Here is a 14538-nt window from a genome sequence, read left to right as displayed (position 1 = left end):
TCCTTCTCCGCCGACGTCGATGCCGGCGGATCAAGAGTACCGAGGACGTGAACTGGTTAACAGGACCGCCGTGGCCTGATCACGGTTTCGTAAACCAGTTGACACACCGTCCGGGCGGCAGCTACTTTGAGTTCCGCCGCTGAGGTTCACCCCGAACGTCAACCGGTTTACACAGCACACTTCAGTGTCTTTACGAGGAGGTAAAGAATGCCCAGCAAGCGCACCACGAGTATCCGAATCAGCGCCGCCGTCGCTCTCGGCGTCGCATCTGCTCTCGCCCTGACCGGCTGCTCCGGTTCCAGCGAAACGTCCGGCGGTTCGACCGAGATCACCTGGCTGATCGAGGGTGGCGACCAGCCGCAGTCGATGGCCGACGCGACCATCGCCGCGTTCCAGAAGGAGAACCCGGACATCACCGTGAAGGTCGACACGCGACCTGGCGGCACCGAGGGTGACAACCTGATCAAGACCCGCCTCTCCACCGGCGACATCCCCGACCTGTTCAGCTACAACACCGGCTCGCTGTTGCAGGCCCTGAACCCCGACCAGACCCTCACCGACCTGTCGGACGAGGCCTGGGTGGGCGACCTGACCGACGGCTTCAAGACCGTCGCCTCCGGCGAGAACGGCCTCTACGGCGCGCCGATCGGTACCGGCAACGCGGGCGGCATCGCTTACAGCAAGAAGATCTACGAGGAGCTGGGCCTCTCGGTCCCGACCTCGTGGGACGAGTTCGTCAGCAACAGCGAGGCCATCAAGGCCGCCGGCACTGCCGCTCCCGTCATCCAGAGCTACGGCGACACCTGGACCAGCCAGCTGATGATCCTCGCGGACTTCGCCAACGTGACCGCCGTGGACTCCGACTGGGCCCAGAAGTACACCGACAACGAGGCGAAGTACGCCGACGAGCCCGCCTTCGCCAGCTGGCAGCACCTGCAGGACGTCGCCGACGCCGGCCTCTTCAACGAGGACTTCGCCTCCGCCACGTTCGACGACGCCGCCGCGATGCTCTCCGACGGATCCGGTGCCCAGTACCCGACCCTGTCCTTCATCGTCGCGAACCTGACGGCGCTCAACCCCGACACCGTGGACGACATCGGCTTCTTCGCGATCCCCGCCGACGACGCCGACGACACCACCCTGACCCTCTTCGAGCCGGCCGCCGTCTACGTCCCCAAGGGCGTCGAGGGCGCAGAGCTCGAGGCGACGAAGAAGTTCGTCGCGTTCATCAACTCCCCCGAGGGCTGCACCCTCCAGGGCGAGAACCTCGGCATCAACGGACCGTTCTCGACCAGCGCCTGCGCGCTGCCGGAAGACGTTCCCACGATCGTCTCCGACATCCAGACCTACGTCGACGCCGAGAACACCGGAACCGCGCTCGAGTTCCTCTCGCCCATCAAGGGACCGAACCTCGAGAACATCGCGGTCGAGGTTGGCTCCGGCATCAGCGACGCCGCCAAGGGCGCCGCGACGTACGACGACGACGTGAAGAAGCAGGCCGAGCAGCTCGGCCTCGAAGGCTGGTGACCCGGCCGGTGAGCTGAGCGGACGACCCGCTCGGCTCACCACCTCCCCTCCCCTCGAACCCCGGAGGCGGGCGCTCCATCGCCCGCCTCCGGCCTCTTTGGAGAACAATGACCACGACAACGACGCCGCTGGTGCCCTTCGAGGCGACTGCGAAGCAAGGAAAGCGCAACCGCCCGCCCCGCAAGATGAAGAGCATCTACCCGTCCTGGTTCTACATCCCGGCCGCGGCGCTGTTCATCGTCTTCTTCGCAGTGCCGACGTTCGCGTCGCTGTACTTCTCCCTCACCCGCTGGACCCTGTTCGACATCGAGTTCATCGGTTTCGGGAACTTCGTCCAGTTCTTTCAGGAGCCTCAGCTCGTCCAGGGCTTCATCAACACCTTCGTCTACGGCTTCCTCACCTCCGCCGCGAAGGTCGTCCTCGGCCTCGCCCTGGCCGTGCTGCTCACCTCGAAGCTCATCGGCCGCGGATACCTGCGCGCCGTGGTGTTCTTCCCCGTGCTCGTCTCGACCATCGGCGTCGGACTCACCTTCAAGGCACTGCTGGACCCCTTCGACGGACTCGTCAACGGCGCGCTCGGCGTCTTCGGCATCGAGGGACCGGGCTGGCTGACCGACCCGTCGCTCGCACTGCTCTCGGTCGCCGCAGTCGACGTCTGGAAGGGCGTCGGCATCGCGACGCTCATCTTCATCGCCGGCATCGTCGCGATCCCCGGCGAGTACTACGAAGCCGCAGAGATGGACGGAGCCTCCTCCTGGAAGCGATTCCGCAACATCACCCTGCCACTCGCCGCGCCGGCGACCGGCACCGTGATCATCCTGTCCCTCATCGGCGGGCTGCGGTCCTTCGACCTGATCTGGGCGATGACCAAGGGCGGCCCCGGCTTCACCAGCGACGTGATCGCCTCCGTCATCTACAAGCAGTACCAGGCCGGTTTCTACGGCCTGTCCACCGCAGGCAACGTGATCCTCTTCGTCGTCGTCACGGCGATCATGATCCCGATCTCCCGCCTGCTCAACCGCAGCGAGGCGAACCAGTGAAACGCGCCACCCTCCAGCGCTGGACCGTCGGCGGCATCGCCATCGTCGTCTCCTTCGCCGTCTTCATCGTCCCCTTCATCTTCATCGTCCTCACTTCGTCGAAGACCTCCACCGACGCGTCGGCGCTGCAGTTCTCCTGGCCCGAGGAATGGGTCTTCTTCGACAACCTCATCGCGGTGCTCACCACCCGCGACGGCCTGATCGTCCGCGCATTCCTCAACAGCACCGTGCTCACCGTGACCAGCGTCCTGGTGATGGTCGTCCTCGCGGCGATGGTCGGATACGTGCTCCAGCGACGTCCCTCCAAGCTGAACTCGGTCATCAACTTCTTCGTCCTCGCCGGCCTCATCGTCCCGCCCGCAGTCGTCCCCACGATCTGGGTCCTGCAGGGCATGGAGCTCTTCGGCACCCTGCCAGGCCTGATCCTGATCGAGGCGACCTTCGGCCTCTCCTTCTGCGTCCTCCTGTTCCGCGCCTTCGTCGCCACCATCCCGAAAGAGCTCGACGAGGCGGCGATCATCGACGGAGCCGGCCCGCTGCGGCTGTTCTTCACCGTCGTGCTCCCGCTGCTCAAGCCCGTCGTCGTCACCGTCATCGTCGTGCAGTCCGTCGCCGTCTTCAACGACTTCACCAACCCCCTCTACTTCCTGCCGGGAGATGAGAACGCGACCGTGCAGCTCACCCTCTACAACTTCCAGAGCCAGACCCAGAGCGCATTCAACCTGCTGTTCATGGACATCCTGCTGATCACCATCCCTCCGCTGGTCATGTACGTGTTCTTCAACCGTCAGATCACCGAGGGAATGACCTCGGGCGCCGTCAAGGGCTGACTCGCCGCTCACCGCACAGCGACGCCGCCGTCGCTCGTCCTCCCCGAGGAGAACCATGTCCGCAACCACCGCCCGCATCGACACCGTCCGCATCGACCGCCGCACCGACGGCGCCTACGCCGACTCCCCTCTCCCGCAGGTGAGCTGGACCGTGGCCGATGCTCCGAACTGGTGGCAGGCCTCGGCCAGGATCCGACTCAACGGAGAAGACGTCGCAGAGATCGACAGCGACGAGTCCTCCTTCCTCGACTGGCCCTTCGCGAAGCTTCTCCCGCACACCGTCCACACCCTCGAGGTGCAGGCGACCAGCACGACCGGCGAGACGACACCGTGGAGCGACCCCCTCACCTTCCGCACGACGTTCCTCGCGAACGGGGAATGGATCGCCGAGCGGATCGCCCTGACCGACCCGTCAGCCCCGGCGACGCCGGCACTGCTGCGGGCCGAGTTCGACGCAGAGCCGGACATCACCGCGGCCTACCTCTCGTCGACCGCCGAAGGCGTCTTCCAGATCGAGCTCAACGGAGCCGACGTCGATGACTCCGTACTCAAACCAGGCTGGTCGTCCTACCAGTACCGGACAGTGCACGACAGCGTGGACGTCAGCGCGCTCCTCACCCCTGGACGCAACGCCATCGGCATCCGCCTGGCCGGCGGCTGGTGGACCGAGGAGTACGGCTTCGCGGGCGAGGGCCGACGCGTCTACGGCGAGCAGCCCTCCGTCGCGGCGCAGCTGCTGCTCGTGCACGCGGACGGCTCGACCAGTGTCGTCACCACCGGAACTCATTGGCGCGCGACCGCTGACGGGCCGATCGTCTCGAGCGGGATCTACGCGGGCGAGCACTACGACGCCCGCCGCCGAATCGACGGCTGGAGCACCGCGGGGTTCGACGACTCCGCGTGGACCGAGGTGGCCAGCTCCGGCGTCGGCCGGGCTCCGGAGGCGATGCTCGCGGAACCCGTCCGCCGCACCGGAGAGGTCTCCGTGAAGGAGGTGCTCACCTCCCCCACCGGCCGCTTGATCCTCGACTTCGGTCAGAACCTGGTCGGCCGCCTCCGGATCACCGTCTCCGGAGCGGAAGGACACGTGATCACCCTCCGTCACGCTGAAGTCCTCGAGAACGACGAGCTCGGTGTCCGGCCGCTCCGCTTCGCGGCCGCCACTGACCGCTACGTCCTCGCCGGCGACGCCGCGGAGATGTGGGAGCCGGAGTTCACCTTCCACGGCTTCCGCTACGCCCAGATCGACGACTGGCCGGGTGACTTCGATCCCACCGACGTCATCGCGGTCGTCATCGGCAGCGACATGCGCCGCACCGGCTGGTTCGACTCCTCCAACCCGCTCGTGAACCGGCTGCACGAGAACATCGTCTGGGGCATGCGAGGCAACTTCCTCGCCATCCCCACCGACTGCCCCCAGCGCGACGAGCGCCTGGGCTGGACCGGGGATGTCCAGGTGTTCAGCCCCACTGCTTCCTTCCTCTACGACAGCGACGCCTTCCTCGCTTCCTGGCTGCGCGACGTCGCCGCGGAGCAGACCGCCCATGACGGCGTCTGCCCTGTCGTCGTCCCCTGGGTCCTCCCCGGAGACCCCTACCCCGCCGCTGCCTGGGGAGACGCTGCCGTCGTCGTCCCGAGCGTGCTCCACGAGCGCTTCGGCGATCGACGCGCCCTGGCCGAGCAGTACGAGTCGATGCGAGCCTGGGCCGACGCACTGCTGCGAGTCGCCGGAGACCGGATGCTGTGGGAAGGCATGTTCCAGTTCGGCGACTGGCTCGACCCGGCCGCGCCTCCCGAGCACCCCGAGGACGTCCGCGCCGACCCCGACCTCGTCGCCTCCGCCGCTCTCATCCGTGCGCTCGACCTGGTCGCGTCCGCCGCCGACATCCTCGGACACCTCGACGACTCCGACCGCTACTGCGCCCTCGCCCAGCGCGCCCGTGATGCGTTCTGCGCCGAATACCTCACCCCCTCCGGCCGCATGATGTCCGATGCGCCCACCGCCTACGCCGTCGCATTGCGCTACGACATCGTCCGCGACCCCTCGATCAGGGCCGCACTGGGTCGGCGCCTCGCCGAGCTGCTGCGCCGTGAGGGCTATCGCATGGCGACCGGCTTCGTCGGCACCCCCCTCGTTCAGGACGCCCTCGTCGACACCGGCCGCGCGGACGTCGCCGAGCGGTTGCTCCTGCAGACCGAGAACCCGTCCTGGCTGTACGCCGTGACCATGGGCGCGACGACGGTGTGGGAGCGCTGGGACTCGCTCCTCGAAGACGGCAGCGTGAACCCGGGCGAGATGACCTCGTTCAACCACTACGCCTTCGGCGCCGTCGCCGATTGGCTGCACCGCCGCCTCGCCGGCCTCGCCCCTGCAGCGCCCGGATACCGGCGCTTGCGCATCGCCCCGGTCCTGCTCGCGAGCTTCGACCACGCCGCGGCCGTCCACGACACCCCTTACGGTCGCGCCGAGGTCTCGTGGCGCCGTGACGGCGGCGACGTCATCCTCGAGGTGACCGTCCCGGCGAACTGCGTCGCTGAGGTCGACGTTCCCGGCTTGGAGTCGGAAGAGGTCGGTTCCGGATTCCACGCCTGGCGCATCGCCGCGGGACAGTCCTCACCGGTACCGTCCGTCTCCCCCGACAGCGCCCTCTCAGACGTGATCGACCGTCCGGGCGCCTACGACGTCCTCGTCGAAGAGCTGACCACCCACGCGCCGGAGTCAGTACATCGGATCCGTCACCGCACCCGGTGGGTCCCTCAGCGCACCCTCCGCACCGAGCTCGACGGCGTTCCCGCCGGCGTACTCGACGGTATCGCCGACCGGCTCAGCGCCCTCTGACACCCCGAACGGAATCGACATGAGCGCCCCCTATCTCGACCCTGCACTGCCCGTCGGCGAGCGCGTCGACGACCTCCTCGCGCAGATGACGCTCGCCGAGAAGGTCGGGCAGATGCTGCAGCTCGACGCGAGAGGCGATCTCGCCGACCTCGTCACCGGCAAACTCGGCGGGTCGCTGCTGCACGCCTCTCCCGAGCGGATGCTGCAGGCCCGCGATCTCGTCGCAACCACGCGACTGCGCATCCCGCTGCTCATGGCCGATGACGCTATCCACGGCCATTCGTTCTGGCCCGGCGCGACGATCTTTCCCACCCAGCTCGGCATGGCCTGCACCTGGGATCCGGGACTGCTCGAACGAGGTGCCCGCGCCGCAGCGATCGAGATCGCCGCCACCGGCCTGCACTGGACGTTCTCCCCCGTTCTCTGCATCACCCGCGACCTGCGGTGGGGGCGAGTCGATGAGACGTTCGGAGAAGACCCGCACCTCATCGGTGAGCTGGGAGCAGCGATGATCCGCGGCTACCAAGGTGATGGGCTGACGGACCGCACCGCGGTGCTCGCGACGGCAAAGCATTTCGCCGGCTACTCCGAGACCCAGGGCGGCCGCGATGCTTCCGAGGCGGACCTCAGCCGCCGCAAGCTCCGCTCCTGGTTCCTGCCCCCGTTCGAGAAGGCCGCCCGCGAGGGCGTCGCGACGTTCATGCTCGGCTACCAGGCCATCGATGGCGTCCCCATCACCACGAACCGGTGGCTGCTCAACGAGGTCCTCAAGGGCGAATGGGGCTTCGCCGGCACCCTCGTCACCGACTGGGACAACGTCGGCCGCATGGTCTGGGAGCAGAAGGTCGCCGCAGACGACGTCGAAGCGGCGACCGTCGCGGTCGGCGCCGGCAACGACCTGATCATGAACACCCCGCAGTTCTTCGACGCAGCTCAGGAGGCCGTCGACCGTGGCGACCTCGACGAGGCGCTCATCGACGACGCGGTCCGTCGCATCCTCGCGCTGAAGTTCGAGCTCGGACTCTTCGAGGACCCCCGCTCCCCCGACACGGCGCGCCAAGCCGCCGTGATCGGCTCCGACGAGCACACGACGATCAACCTCGAGACCGCCCGCCGTTCTCTCGTCCTCCTCCGCAACGACGGCACGCTCCCCCTGGATCCGACGAGGCCGACCCGTGTCGCGGTCGTCGGCCCGAACGCCGACGACGTGCATGCGCAGCTCGGCGACTGGGCCGGCCTCTCCGGCCAAGTGGACTGGATGGGCGACGGCCACCCGCGGGAGATGACGCGGACTGTCTTCGACGGTCTCCGCGACATCGCGCCCGAGAGCTGGACCATCACTCACACCCGCGGCGCGGACATCGGCGACCTCGTCCCCGACCCCGCCGGCGCGACCTACCCCGACGGGCAGCCGCGTCCGCCGCTCTTCCGAGCGGCAGCACCTGACGCGGATCTGATCGCCGAGGCCGTCGCCGCCGCCGAGCAGGCGGACTACGTGGTCGCGGTCATCGGCGACACCGTCGCGCTCACGGGAGAGGGGAAATCGACCGCGACCCTGGAGCTTCAGGGCGGCCAGGTCGCGCTCGTCGACGCACTCGTCGCCACCGGCACTCCCGTGATCGTCGTCCTCATTCAGGGCAAGCCGTCGACCCTGCCGAACTCCGTCCTCGGGTCGGCCGCGATCGTCGAAGCCTTCAACCCCGGCATGCAGGGCGGGACCGCGATCGCCGAACTCCTCCTCGGCCTGATCGAACCCTCCGGCCGCCTGCCGATCACGTTCGCCCGCCACGTCGGGCAGCTGCCCGTTTACTACAACCAGATCCGCGGGCAGCACGGCGATCGCTACGCCGACCTCACCCAGGACCCTCTCTTCGCGTTCGGTGAAGGGCTCAGCTACACGACTGTCGAGTACTCCGATCTGCGGCTCGAGAGCGACTCCGTCCCCGTCGACGGACTGATCCGGGCGACCGTGACGCTGACGAACACCGGAGACCGGCCGGCGCTCGAGACAGTTCAGGCGTACATCGCCGATCAGATCACCAGCGTCACCTGGGCCGAGCGGGAGCTCAAGAGCTTCGTGCAGATGACAGTCCCGCCCGGGGAATCAGTCGATACCGTGCTGGAGATCGCCGCCTCCGACTGCTCGCTCGTCGACGCCGACGGCGACCGCCGTGTCGAACTCGGCGCGTTCGATCTCCTCGTCGGACGCAGCTCTCGAGACGAGGACCTCCTCAAGACGGTCTTCCACGTCCGCCACGCCTGACGGTCGGCTCCAGCGCAGCGACGCTCACGCTGGACCGGCGAACCCAGAGCGAGCCGCACCACGCGCTGGCGTCAGCGTTTCGTGTCCAGGCGCCACTCGTCGTGCCACTGGATGACGGGATACGGCCCGTCAAAGCTGATCGGTAGCCAGACGTAGTCAGCGATCGCCGTGTTCTCGCCACGGCCGGCGGCCATGACGGCACCCATCCGCTCCCGGTCCTCCGGGGTCGTCTCGCGAGCGTCCCCGGCGCGCGCCTCGCCGCCGCCCGCGGTCATCGCGGCGACGGAGTCGTAGACATTCGGCATGTCCTCGGGCAGCTGCGGAAGCCAGCGGTCGCCGAGGGCGATGTAGAGGTCGTCGATGGTCGGGTGCCGGAAGACAGAGGTGATCTGCGAACGGAACGAGGTGCGCGAGGCGTCCGTCGGGTGGGTGTCGCCGAGGACGGTCCACGGTCCGTGGAAGCCGGGTGCGCTCGCAGTCTCGGAGAAGTTCGGGAAGTACCCGGTGGTGCCGGAGGTGATGAGGTAGTGGCTGCCGTTCCGCTCGAAGTGGGCGGGCGCCTCGCGGGTGTAGGGCGGGCCGGGGTGGGGGAAGTGGCTGGTGTGCTCGCCGGTGACGTCGGTGTAGTCGTCGGTCAGCTCGGCGCAGATGAGCTCCGTGTGGACCTTCTCGAAGTAGTAGTAGGCCTTCTTGGTGGCGGGGTCGACGACGAGGTCGAAGTCGCCGGCGTCCATGCCGAGCGGCCGGAGTCCGGTGCGCACGATCTCGTAGGGGCCGAGGAAGGCGTCGGCGGTGAGGACGGCGGAGGACTGGGTCTTCGCCTCCTCGTCCATGACCTTGATCCAGCAGACGTACTTGCTCGTCTTCTCGTTGAAGAGGATGTGCGGCCGGTCGGCGCCCTTCGAGGGGTGCAGCGGCGATTCGGGATCGTCGAGGACGGGAGGCACGATCAGTCCGCGGTCCTCCCAGTTGTAGAGGTCGGTCGAGGAGTAGGCGCGCATGCCCCAGTGCCAGATTCCGCTGCCGGGGACGGTCCTCTCCTTGTTCTCGCCGTACCAGTAGTAGACGCCGTCCTCGTAGTGGATCGAGCCGCCGTGGGCCTGGATCCGCTCGCCCTTCGTGTCGAGCCATACCTGGCCGGGGTGGAAGGAGTCGTAGGTCTGGGTCATCGCGGTGTCGTCCGTCGGTTCGGCGGTCATCGTGCGGTCTCCAGGACAGCGAGGAGGTCGCGCTCCATCGCCTCGCCGTTCTGCGGCAGGCGCGAGGCGAGCATCCCGAGCGGGAGGTCGCCCATGTGGCTGCCGGCGGCCTCGACGGGAACGCCGGGGAAGTAGGCGCGCATCACGTCGAGCACGGCCTGCCAGAGGGCGTCGTGCTTCATCACGTCCTTGATCGGGGTCTCGAGCGAGAGCACCGCTTCCTCGCCGAAGCCGGTGGGCAGCGGGTAGCGCCAGGAGTGGGCGCCGGGGCCGACCTCGATGCTGAGGCGGTCCGGGTGCAGCGGGGGCACGACCGTCGCGGTCGCGCCATCGGGCACGACGACGTCGAAGAGCATCTCGCTGCCCTCGGCGCGCCAGTGCGATTCGGCGCGGCCGAGCACGGTGTCGTGCACGGCGCGGGCGGAGGTGAGGTCTCCACCGGGCTGCGGGGCGATCGTCAGGGTGCGCCAGCCCGCGGAGGTGCGGGTGAGGCCGCCGATGACGCGGTGCATCCAATCGGCGACGGCGCCGAGGGCGTAGTGGTTCAGCGAGGTCATGCCGGTGGCGTTGATCGTGCCATCGGGGAGGACGGAGTCCCAGCGCTCCCAGATCGTGGTCGCGCCCATCGTCACCGGGTAGAGGAAGGACGGGCTCTTCGTCTGCAGCAGCAGCTCGTAGGCCTCTTCGAGGTGGCCGGTGCTGCTGAGGGCGTCGGTGATCAGCGGGGTGCCGGCGAATCCGGTCGAGATGGTGAAGCCGGACTGCGCGACGATCCCGGCGAGCTTCGCGCCGGCCTTCCGCTTCTGGGACGGGTCGAGCAGGTCGAACATGATCGGGAGCGCGTAGCCGGTAGCCGACTCGCTGACGACTCGCCCGGTCTCGGTGACGAACTCGCGCCGGAAGGCCGCGCGGACCCGCTTCGCCAGCGCGACGAAGTGCTCGGCGTCGGCACCCTCACCCAGCAGTCGGGCGGTCTCGGCCATCTGGCGGGTGGTCCGGCAGAGGTAGGCGCAGGCGACGAGGTAGCGGTCGGTCTTCCCGCCGGCGGGGTTGTCCGCGGGCGCGTCGGGGTCGAGCCAGTCGCCGAACTGGAAGCCGCTCCCCCACAGGTCGTTCTCGTCGAGCGCGGCCTCGACCTCGCGGACGAACGCTGTCATCGAGGGGTACGCGGTGCGCAGGATCGCGAGGTCGCCGTACTCCTGGTACAGCTCCCACGGCAGGCTCACCGCGACGTCGCTCCACAGCGCGGTCGCGGAGGAGCCCGTCGGCAGCACGTCCGGCACCGTCCACGGGACGGTCCCGGTGTCCGCCTGCTCGACCGCGAGGTCCTGCAGCCACGAGCCGAGCACCCCTTGGACGTCGTAGAGGAAGGTCGCGGTCGGCGCGAACGCGTTGAGATCGCCCGTCCAGCCGAGACGCTCGTCGCGCTGCGGGCAGTCGGTGGGCACTCCGACGAAGTTGTCGCGCATCGACCAGACCGTGTTCTCGTGCAGCTTCGTCACCAGCGGGTTCGAGGTCTCGAACCAGCCGGTGCGGGTCATCTCGCTGTGCACGACCACCGCTCGCAGAGCGTCGGGCGCGAACTCACCCGGCCAGCCGTCGACCTCCGCGTAACGGAAGCCGTGGAAGGTGAACCGCGGCTCCCACGACTCCGGCCCGCCGCCACCGAGGGTGTACCGATCGGTCGCGGCGGCACTGCGCAGCGTCTCGATCTCGAGTTCCCCCTCCGGGGTCAGCAGCTCGGCATGACGGAGAGTGATCGTCGTGCCGGCCTCACCGGACACGGCCAAGCGCACCCAGCCCGAGATGTTCTGACCAAAGTCGACGATGGTTCGGCCGGATGGACTGATGGTGACCGCGACGGGAGCGAGCTCCTCGGAACGACGGATCGGCGGAGTGGCGTCCTCCGTGACCGTCGCGAGATCCCACGGCACCTCGACCGCCGGCGACCACGACGACGTGTCGAAACCGGGCTCGGCCCAGCCGATCGGCTCGGCACGCGCGTCGTACGACTCGCCGCCGTAGATCCCGGAAGACAGCACCGCGCCCGTGCCGACTCGCACATCACCGTCGGTGCCGATCACCTCTACTCGGTCGTCGTAGGTCAACTCGACTCGCGCGAAGAGCGCAGGACGATCGGCGTAGTTGTGTCGGTTGTTCTCCCAGGTCAGCGCGCCGACCGCCCAGCCTTCGCCGACGATCGCGCCGAGCACGTTCTCCCCTGCAACCAGAAGCTCCGTCACGTCATGGCGACGGGCCACCACCCGGTGCCGGTACGAGGTCCAGCCGGGTGCGAGCACCTCGTCGCCGAGACGAGTGCCGTTGACGTACGCCTCGACGACTCCGAGCGCCGTGACGACGAGCTCGGCTCGGCGGAGCCCGCCACCGACGGTGAAACCTCGGCGGAAGTACACCGCGGGGTCGCCCTCTTCTGACGTGCGGTCGGCTCCGACGAAGGCGGCGGGTTCAGTGTGCGTGGTCATGGCATGGGTCCTTCCGGCCGATTGCGGCCGATTCTGCGGGTGAAGAGCGACGGAGGCGTGAGGCGTGACGTGCCCTAGTACACGGACTCGCCGCCGTCGGACGGCAGGATCGCGCCGTTGATGTTGACACTGTCGTCGCTCAGGAGGAATGTGATCGACGCCGCCAGCGCCTCCGGGACCGAGATGGGTACATCGGCTCGCTGGCTGTCGATCCGCTGCTGGCCGAACGTGCTCGTGTTCACCGGCCGCATCCCGGTGAGCGTGCCGCCGGGAGCGACGCTGTTCGTGCGGATCCCGTGCGGCTCGTACATGAAGGCGGTGCTCTTCGTGATGCCGACGACCGCGTTCTTGGACGCGGTGTAGACGAGCCCGGACGAGGAGCCGCGAAGCGCCGCCTCCGAGGCGATGTTCACGATGGATCCGCGGCCGGCCGCCATCATCAGCGGCAGTACTGCGCGGGTGAGGCGGATGACTCCGAACACGTTGACAGCGAAGACCCGCTCGAGCACGGCATCGCTCACCTCGTGCAGCGGAGCGAAGTCGTCGCTCAGCCCGGCGACGTTGGCAAGCGCGTCCACGCGCCCGTCGGCTGCAGCGATGATCGCGGCGACGCCCTCCTCCGAAGTGATGTCGCCGGCGACGGGGACGACGTCGTGACCGGTGAGCTCGTCAGTGAGACCGGCGAGCCGGTCGGCTGAGATGTCGACGGCGATGACCCGCCCGCCTTCGCGGGCCACTCGCGAGGCGACGGCCCGGCCGATTCCGGAGGCCGCGCCCGTCACGATCACGGTAGAGCCCTCGAAGCGCCCGGGAGTGATCTTCTCGACCCAGGCAAGACCTGCCGCCTCCTCGTCTGAGGGCACGCGCCCGCCGTTAGCCTTTGCGACGAGCGAATCGGCAAGTCCGGCCGGCGCGTTCGGCGACGATGCGATCAGGCGACCGAGGGTCACCTTGCGGAGCACCGTGAGCGCGTGCTCATCCATACCAGCCTGTTCCGCGATGCCGCGGACGATCGCGGCACCCGCGGGGTGATCGAGCCATGCGCCGATCGTGCTGTTGGCGGTCAGGGCGGTCTTGTCGTCGGTCATGCTGTGCTCTTCCACTGTCGAGGTCGGCGGATGTCGGACTCGCGAAGCCTCAGGAGCCGAGTGAGGTGGCGGTCCGGCCGAGCCAGGCGAGGCTGGGCTTGGGATGCCGCTCGAAGGTGTCGCGATCGACTGAGATCAGGCCAAAGGTCGGCTCCCAGTGGCCCCATTCGAAGTTGTCGAGCAGGCTCCAATGCAGATAGCCGCGAACGTCGATCCCGTCGTCGACGGCCTCGCGGAGGTGCCGGAGAGCCTCCTCCGTGTAGGCGATGCGCCGGGCGTCGTCGGGCGTGGCGATGCCGTTCTCGGTGACGAGGAGCGGGACGCCTCCGCTCACCTCCCAGGCGTGCCGCAGGGCGATGCCGAGCGCGTCGGGGCGGTACGGAGTGCCGACCATGGTGTTATCGGGGCTCGGCGGGTTGGGCACGAGGCCGTTCGCGTCGACGCCCTGGGTCGAGTAGGCCTGCACGCCGAGGAAGTCGTCGCCGCGCGCCGCTTCGAGGAACACGTCTTCTCGGACCTGCTGCTCCTCGGCGTGTCTCGACTCACCGCCGGGCAGCGGGTAGAGCGCGAGGTTCGCGACGGTCCAGCCGACCTTCGAGCCGGTCAGCTCCCGCACGATCGCCCGGGCGGCGTGATGCGCCTCGACCAGCCGCGCCGTCGTCTCAGATGACGGGGACGGCAGCGTGAAGCCGCCTTCCGGCTGGATGGTCGGCGTCTCCAGGGGCGGCACCGCAGTGGAATTGATCATCCGGCTCATCAGGATCATGAACGAGAACATGTTGGGCTCGTTGATCGTGCAGACCCACTCGACTCCGTCGAGGATCCCGCACACCTCGCGCACGTAAGCGCTGAAGCGGTCGATCGCGGTCTCACCCAGCCAGCCGCCCTCCTCGACGAACCAGCGCGGGCTCGTGAAGTGGTGCAGGGTGACGACCGGTGTGAGCCCGAGACCCAGAGCGGTGTCGATCATCCGCCGGTAGTGCGCGAGCTCGGCCCGCGAGAACTGCCCGGGAAGCGGCTCGATCCGCGACCACTCCACCCCGAAGCGGTAGGCGGTGAGCCCTGCGTCGGCGAGCAGACGCATGTCCTCCTCGTAGCGGTGGTACGAGTCGACCCCGTCCCCGCTCGCGGCGAAGTGCGCAGAGCGCTGCTCGTACACCCACCAGTCGCTGTTCACGTTGCCTCCCTCGGTCTGGTGCGGGGCTGTGGAGGCGCCCCAGAGGAAACCGGAACGGAGTGCTGTCATGACGTGCTTTCTTCGAGGTCGGA

At 68.4% G+C, this 14538-nt stretch carries 9 protein-coding genes; 5 read left to right on the top strand and 4 right to left on the bottom strand.

Going from position 1 to position 14538, the window contains the following annotated elements; genetic code table 11:
• The first annotated feature begins 207 nt into the window (after nucleotides 1–207).
• The 5 genes from EDF43_RS10490 to EDF43_RS10470 all read left to right on the top strand — a co-directional run bounded on the left by EDF43_RS10490 (nucleotide 208) and on the right by EDF43_RS10470 (nucleotide 8499).
• Complete coding sequence (locus tag EDF43_RS10490; RefSeq protein ID WP_123737533.1) at nucleotides 208–1527, top strand: extracellular solute-binding protein; 1320 nt, start codon at nucleotides 208–210, stop codon at nucleotides 1525–1527.
• Nucleotides 1528–1712: 185 nt separating this feature from the next.
• Entirely contained in the window at nucleotides 1713–2567 is an 855-nt protein-coding gene (locus EDF43_RS10485) for a sugar ABC transporter permease (protein WP_123734172.1), read from the top strand.
• The gene (locus EDF43_RS10480) at nucleotides 2564–3397 is read left to right on the top strand and encodes a carbohydrate ABC transporter permease (RefSeq protein WP_123734171.1); all 834 of its coding nucleotides are present in this window, start codon (nucleotides 2564–2566) and stop codon (nucleotides 3395–3397) included. Before EDF43_RS10485 ends, EDF43_RS10480 begins: the two co-directional genes overlap by 4 nt.
• 55 nt (nucleotides 3398–3452) lie before the next feature.
• Nucleotides 3453–6236: an alpha-L-rhamnosidase gene (locus EDF43_RS10475; RefSeq protein ID WP_123734170.1), complete on the top strand. Its 2784-nt coding sequence runs from the start codon at nucleotides 3453–3455 to the stop codon at nucleotides 6234–6236.
• Nucleotides 6237–6255: 19 nt separating this feature from the next.
• Nucleotides 6256–8499 carry a glycoside hydrolase family 3 N-terminal domain-containing protein gene (locus EDF43_RS10470; RefSeq protein WP_123737534.1) on the top strand — a complete coding sequence of 748 codons (2244 nt, stop codon included), beginning with the start codon at nucleotides 6256–6258 and terminating at the stop codon, nucleotides 8497–8499.
• A gap of 71 nt (nucleotides 8500–8570) precedes the next feature.
• Here the strand turns inward: EDF43_RS10470 and EDF43_RS10465 are convergent, their stop codons facing one another.
• The 4 genes from EDF43_RS10465 to EDF43_RS10450 form a co-directional block, all read right to left on the bottom strand.
• A complete protein-coding gene (locus EDF43_RS10465; RefSeq protein WP_243646276.1) occupies nucleotides 8571–9698 on the bottom strand; it encodes a family 43 glycosylhydrolase in 1128 nt (375 codons plus the stop codon).
• Complete coding sequence (locus EDF43_RS10460) at nucleotides 9695–12181, bottom strand: alpha-L-rhamnosidase (RefSeq protein WP_132436694.1); 2487 nt, start codon at nucleotides 12179–12181, stop codon at nucleotides 9695–9697. Before EDF43_RS10460 ends, EDF43_RS10465 begins: the two co-directional genes overlap by 4 nt.
• Nucleotides 12182–12255: 74 nt before the next feature.
• On the bottom strand, nucleotides 12256–13269 hold the full coding sequence (locus tag EDF43_RS10455) for an SDR family NAD(P)-dependent oxidoreductase (RefSeq protein ID WP_132436692.1): 1014 nt from the start codon (nucleotides 13267–13269) through the stop codon (nucleotides 12256–12258).
• 49 nt (nucleotides 13270–13318) lie between these two features.
• Nucleotides 13319–14515, bottom strand: coding sequence for a family 1 glycosylhydrolase (locus tag EDF43_RS10450; protein WP_132436690.1), 1197 nt, complete (start codon nucleotides 14513–14515; stop codon nucleotides 13319–13321).
• Nucleotides 14516–14538: the final 23 nt, after the last annotated feature.

Origin of the sequence: Rathayibacter sp. PhB179, assembly GCF_004345345.1 — a bacterium.
Lineage (GTDB): Bacteria > Actinomycetota > Actinomycetes > Actinomycetales > Microbacteriaceae > Rathayibacter > Rathayibacter festucae.
This window is presented reverse-complemented; position numbering and strand designations above follow the sequence as displayed.

What these genes read in the sequence shown, in the direction of transcription:
- EDF43_RS10490 (WP_123737533.1), top strand. Translation starts at nt 208, where the DNA reads ATGCCCAGCAAGCGCACCACGAGTATCCGAATCAGCGCCGCCGTCGCT.
- EDF43_RS10485 (WP_123734172.1), top strand. Translation starts at nt 1,713, where the DNA reads ATGAAGAGCATCTACCCGTCCTGGTTCTACATCCCGGCCGCGGCGCTG.
- EDF43_RS10475 (WP_123734170.1), top strand. Translation starts at nt 3,453, where the DNA reads ATGTCCGCAACCACCGCCCGCATCGACACCGTCCGCATCGACCGCCGC.
- EDF43_RS10470 (WP_123737534.1), top strand. Translation starts at nt 6,256, where the DNA reads ATGAGCGCCCCCTATCTCGACCCTGCACTGCCCGTCGGCGAGCGCGTC.
- EDF43_RS10465 (WP_243646276.1), bottom strand. Translation starts at nt 9,698, where the DNA reads ATGACCGCCGAACCGACGGACGACACCGCGATGACCCAGACCTACGAC.
- EDF43_RS10460 (WP_132436694.1), bottom strand. Translation starts at nt 12,181, where the DNA reads ATGACCACGCACACTGAACCCGCCGCCTTCGTCGGAGCCGACCGCACG.
- EDF43_RS10455 (WP_132436692.1), bottom strand. Translation starts at nt 13,269, where the DNA reads ATGACCGACGACAAGACCGCCCTGACCGCCAACAGCACGATCGGCGCA.
- EDF43_RS10450 (WP_132436690.1), bottom strand. Translation starts at nt 14,515, where the DNA reads ATGACAGCACTCCGTTCCGGTTTCCTCTGGGGCGCCTCCACAGCCCCG.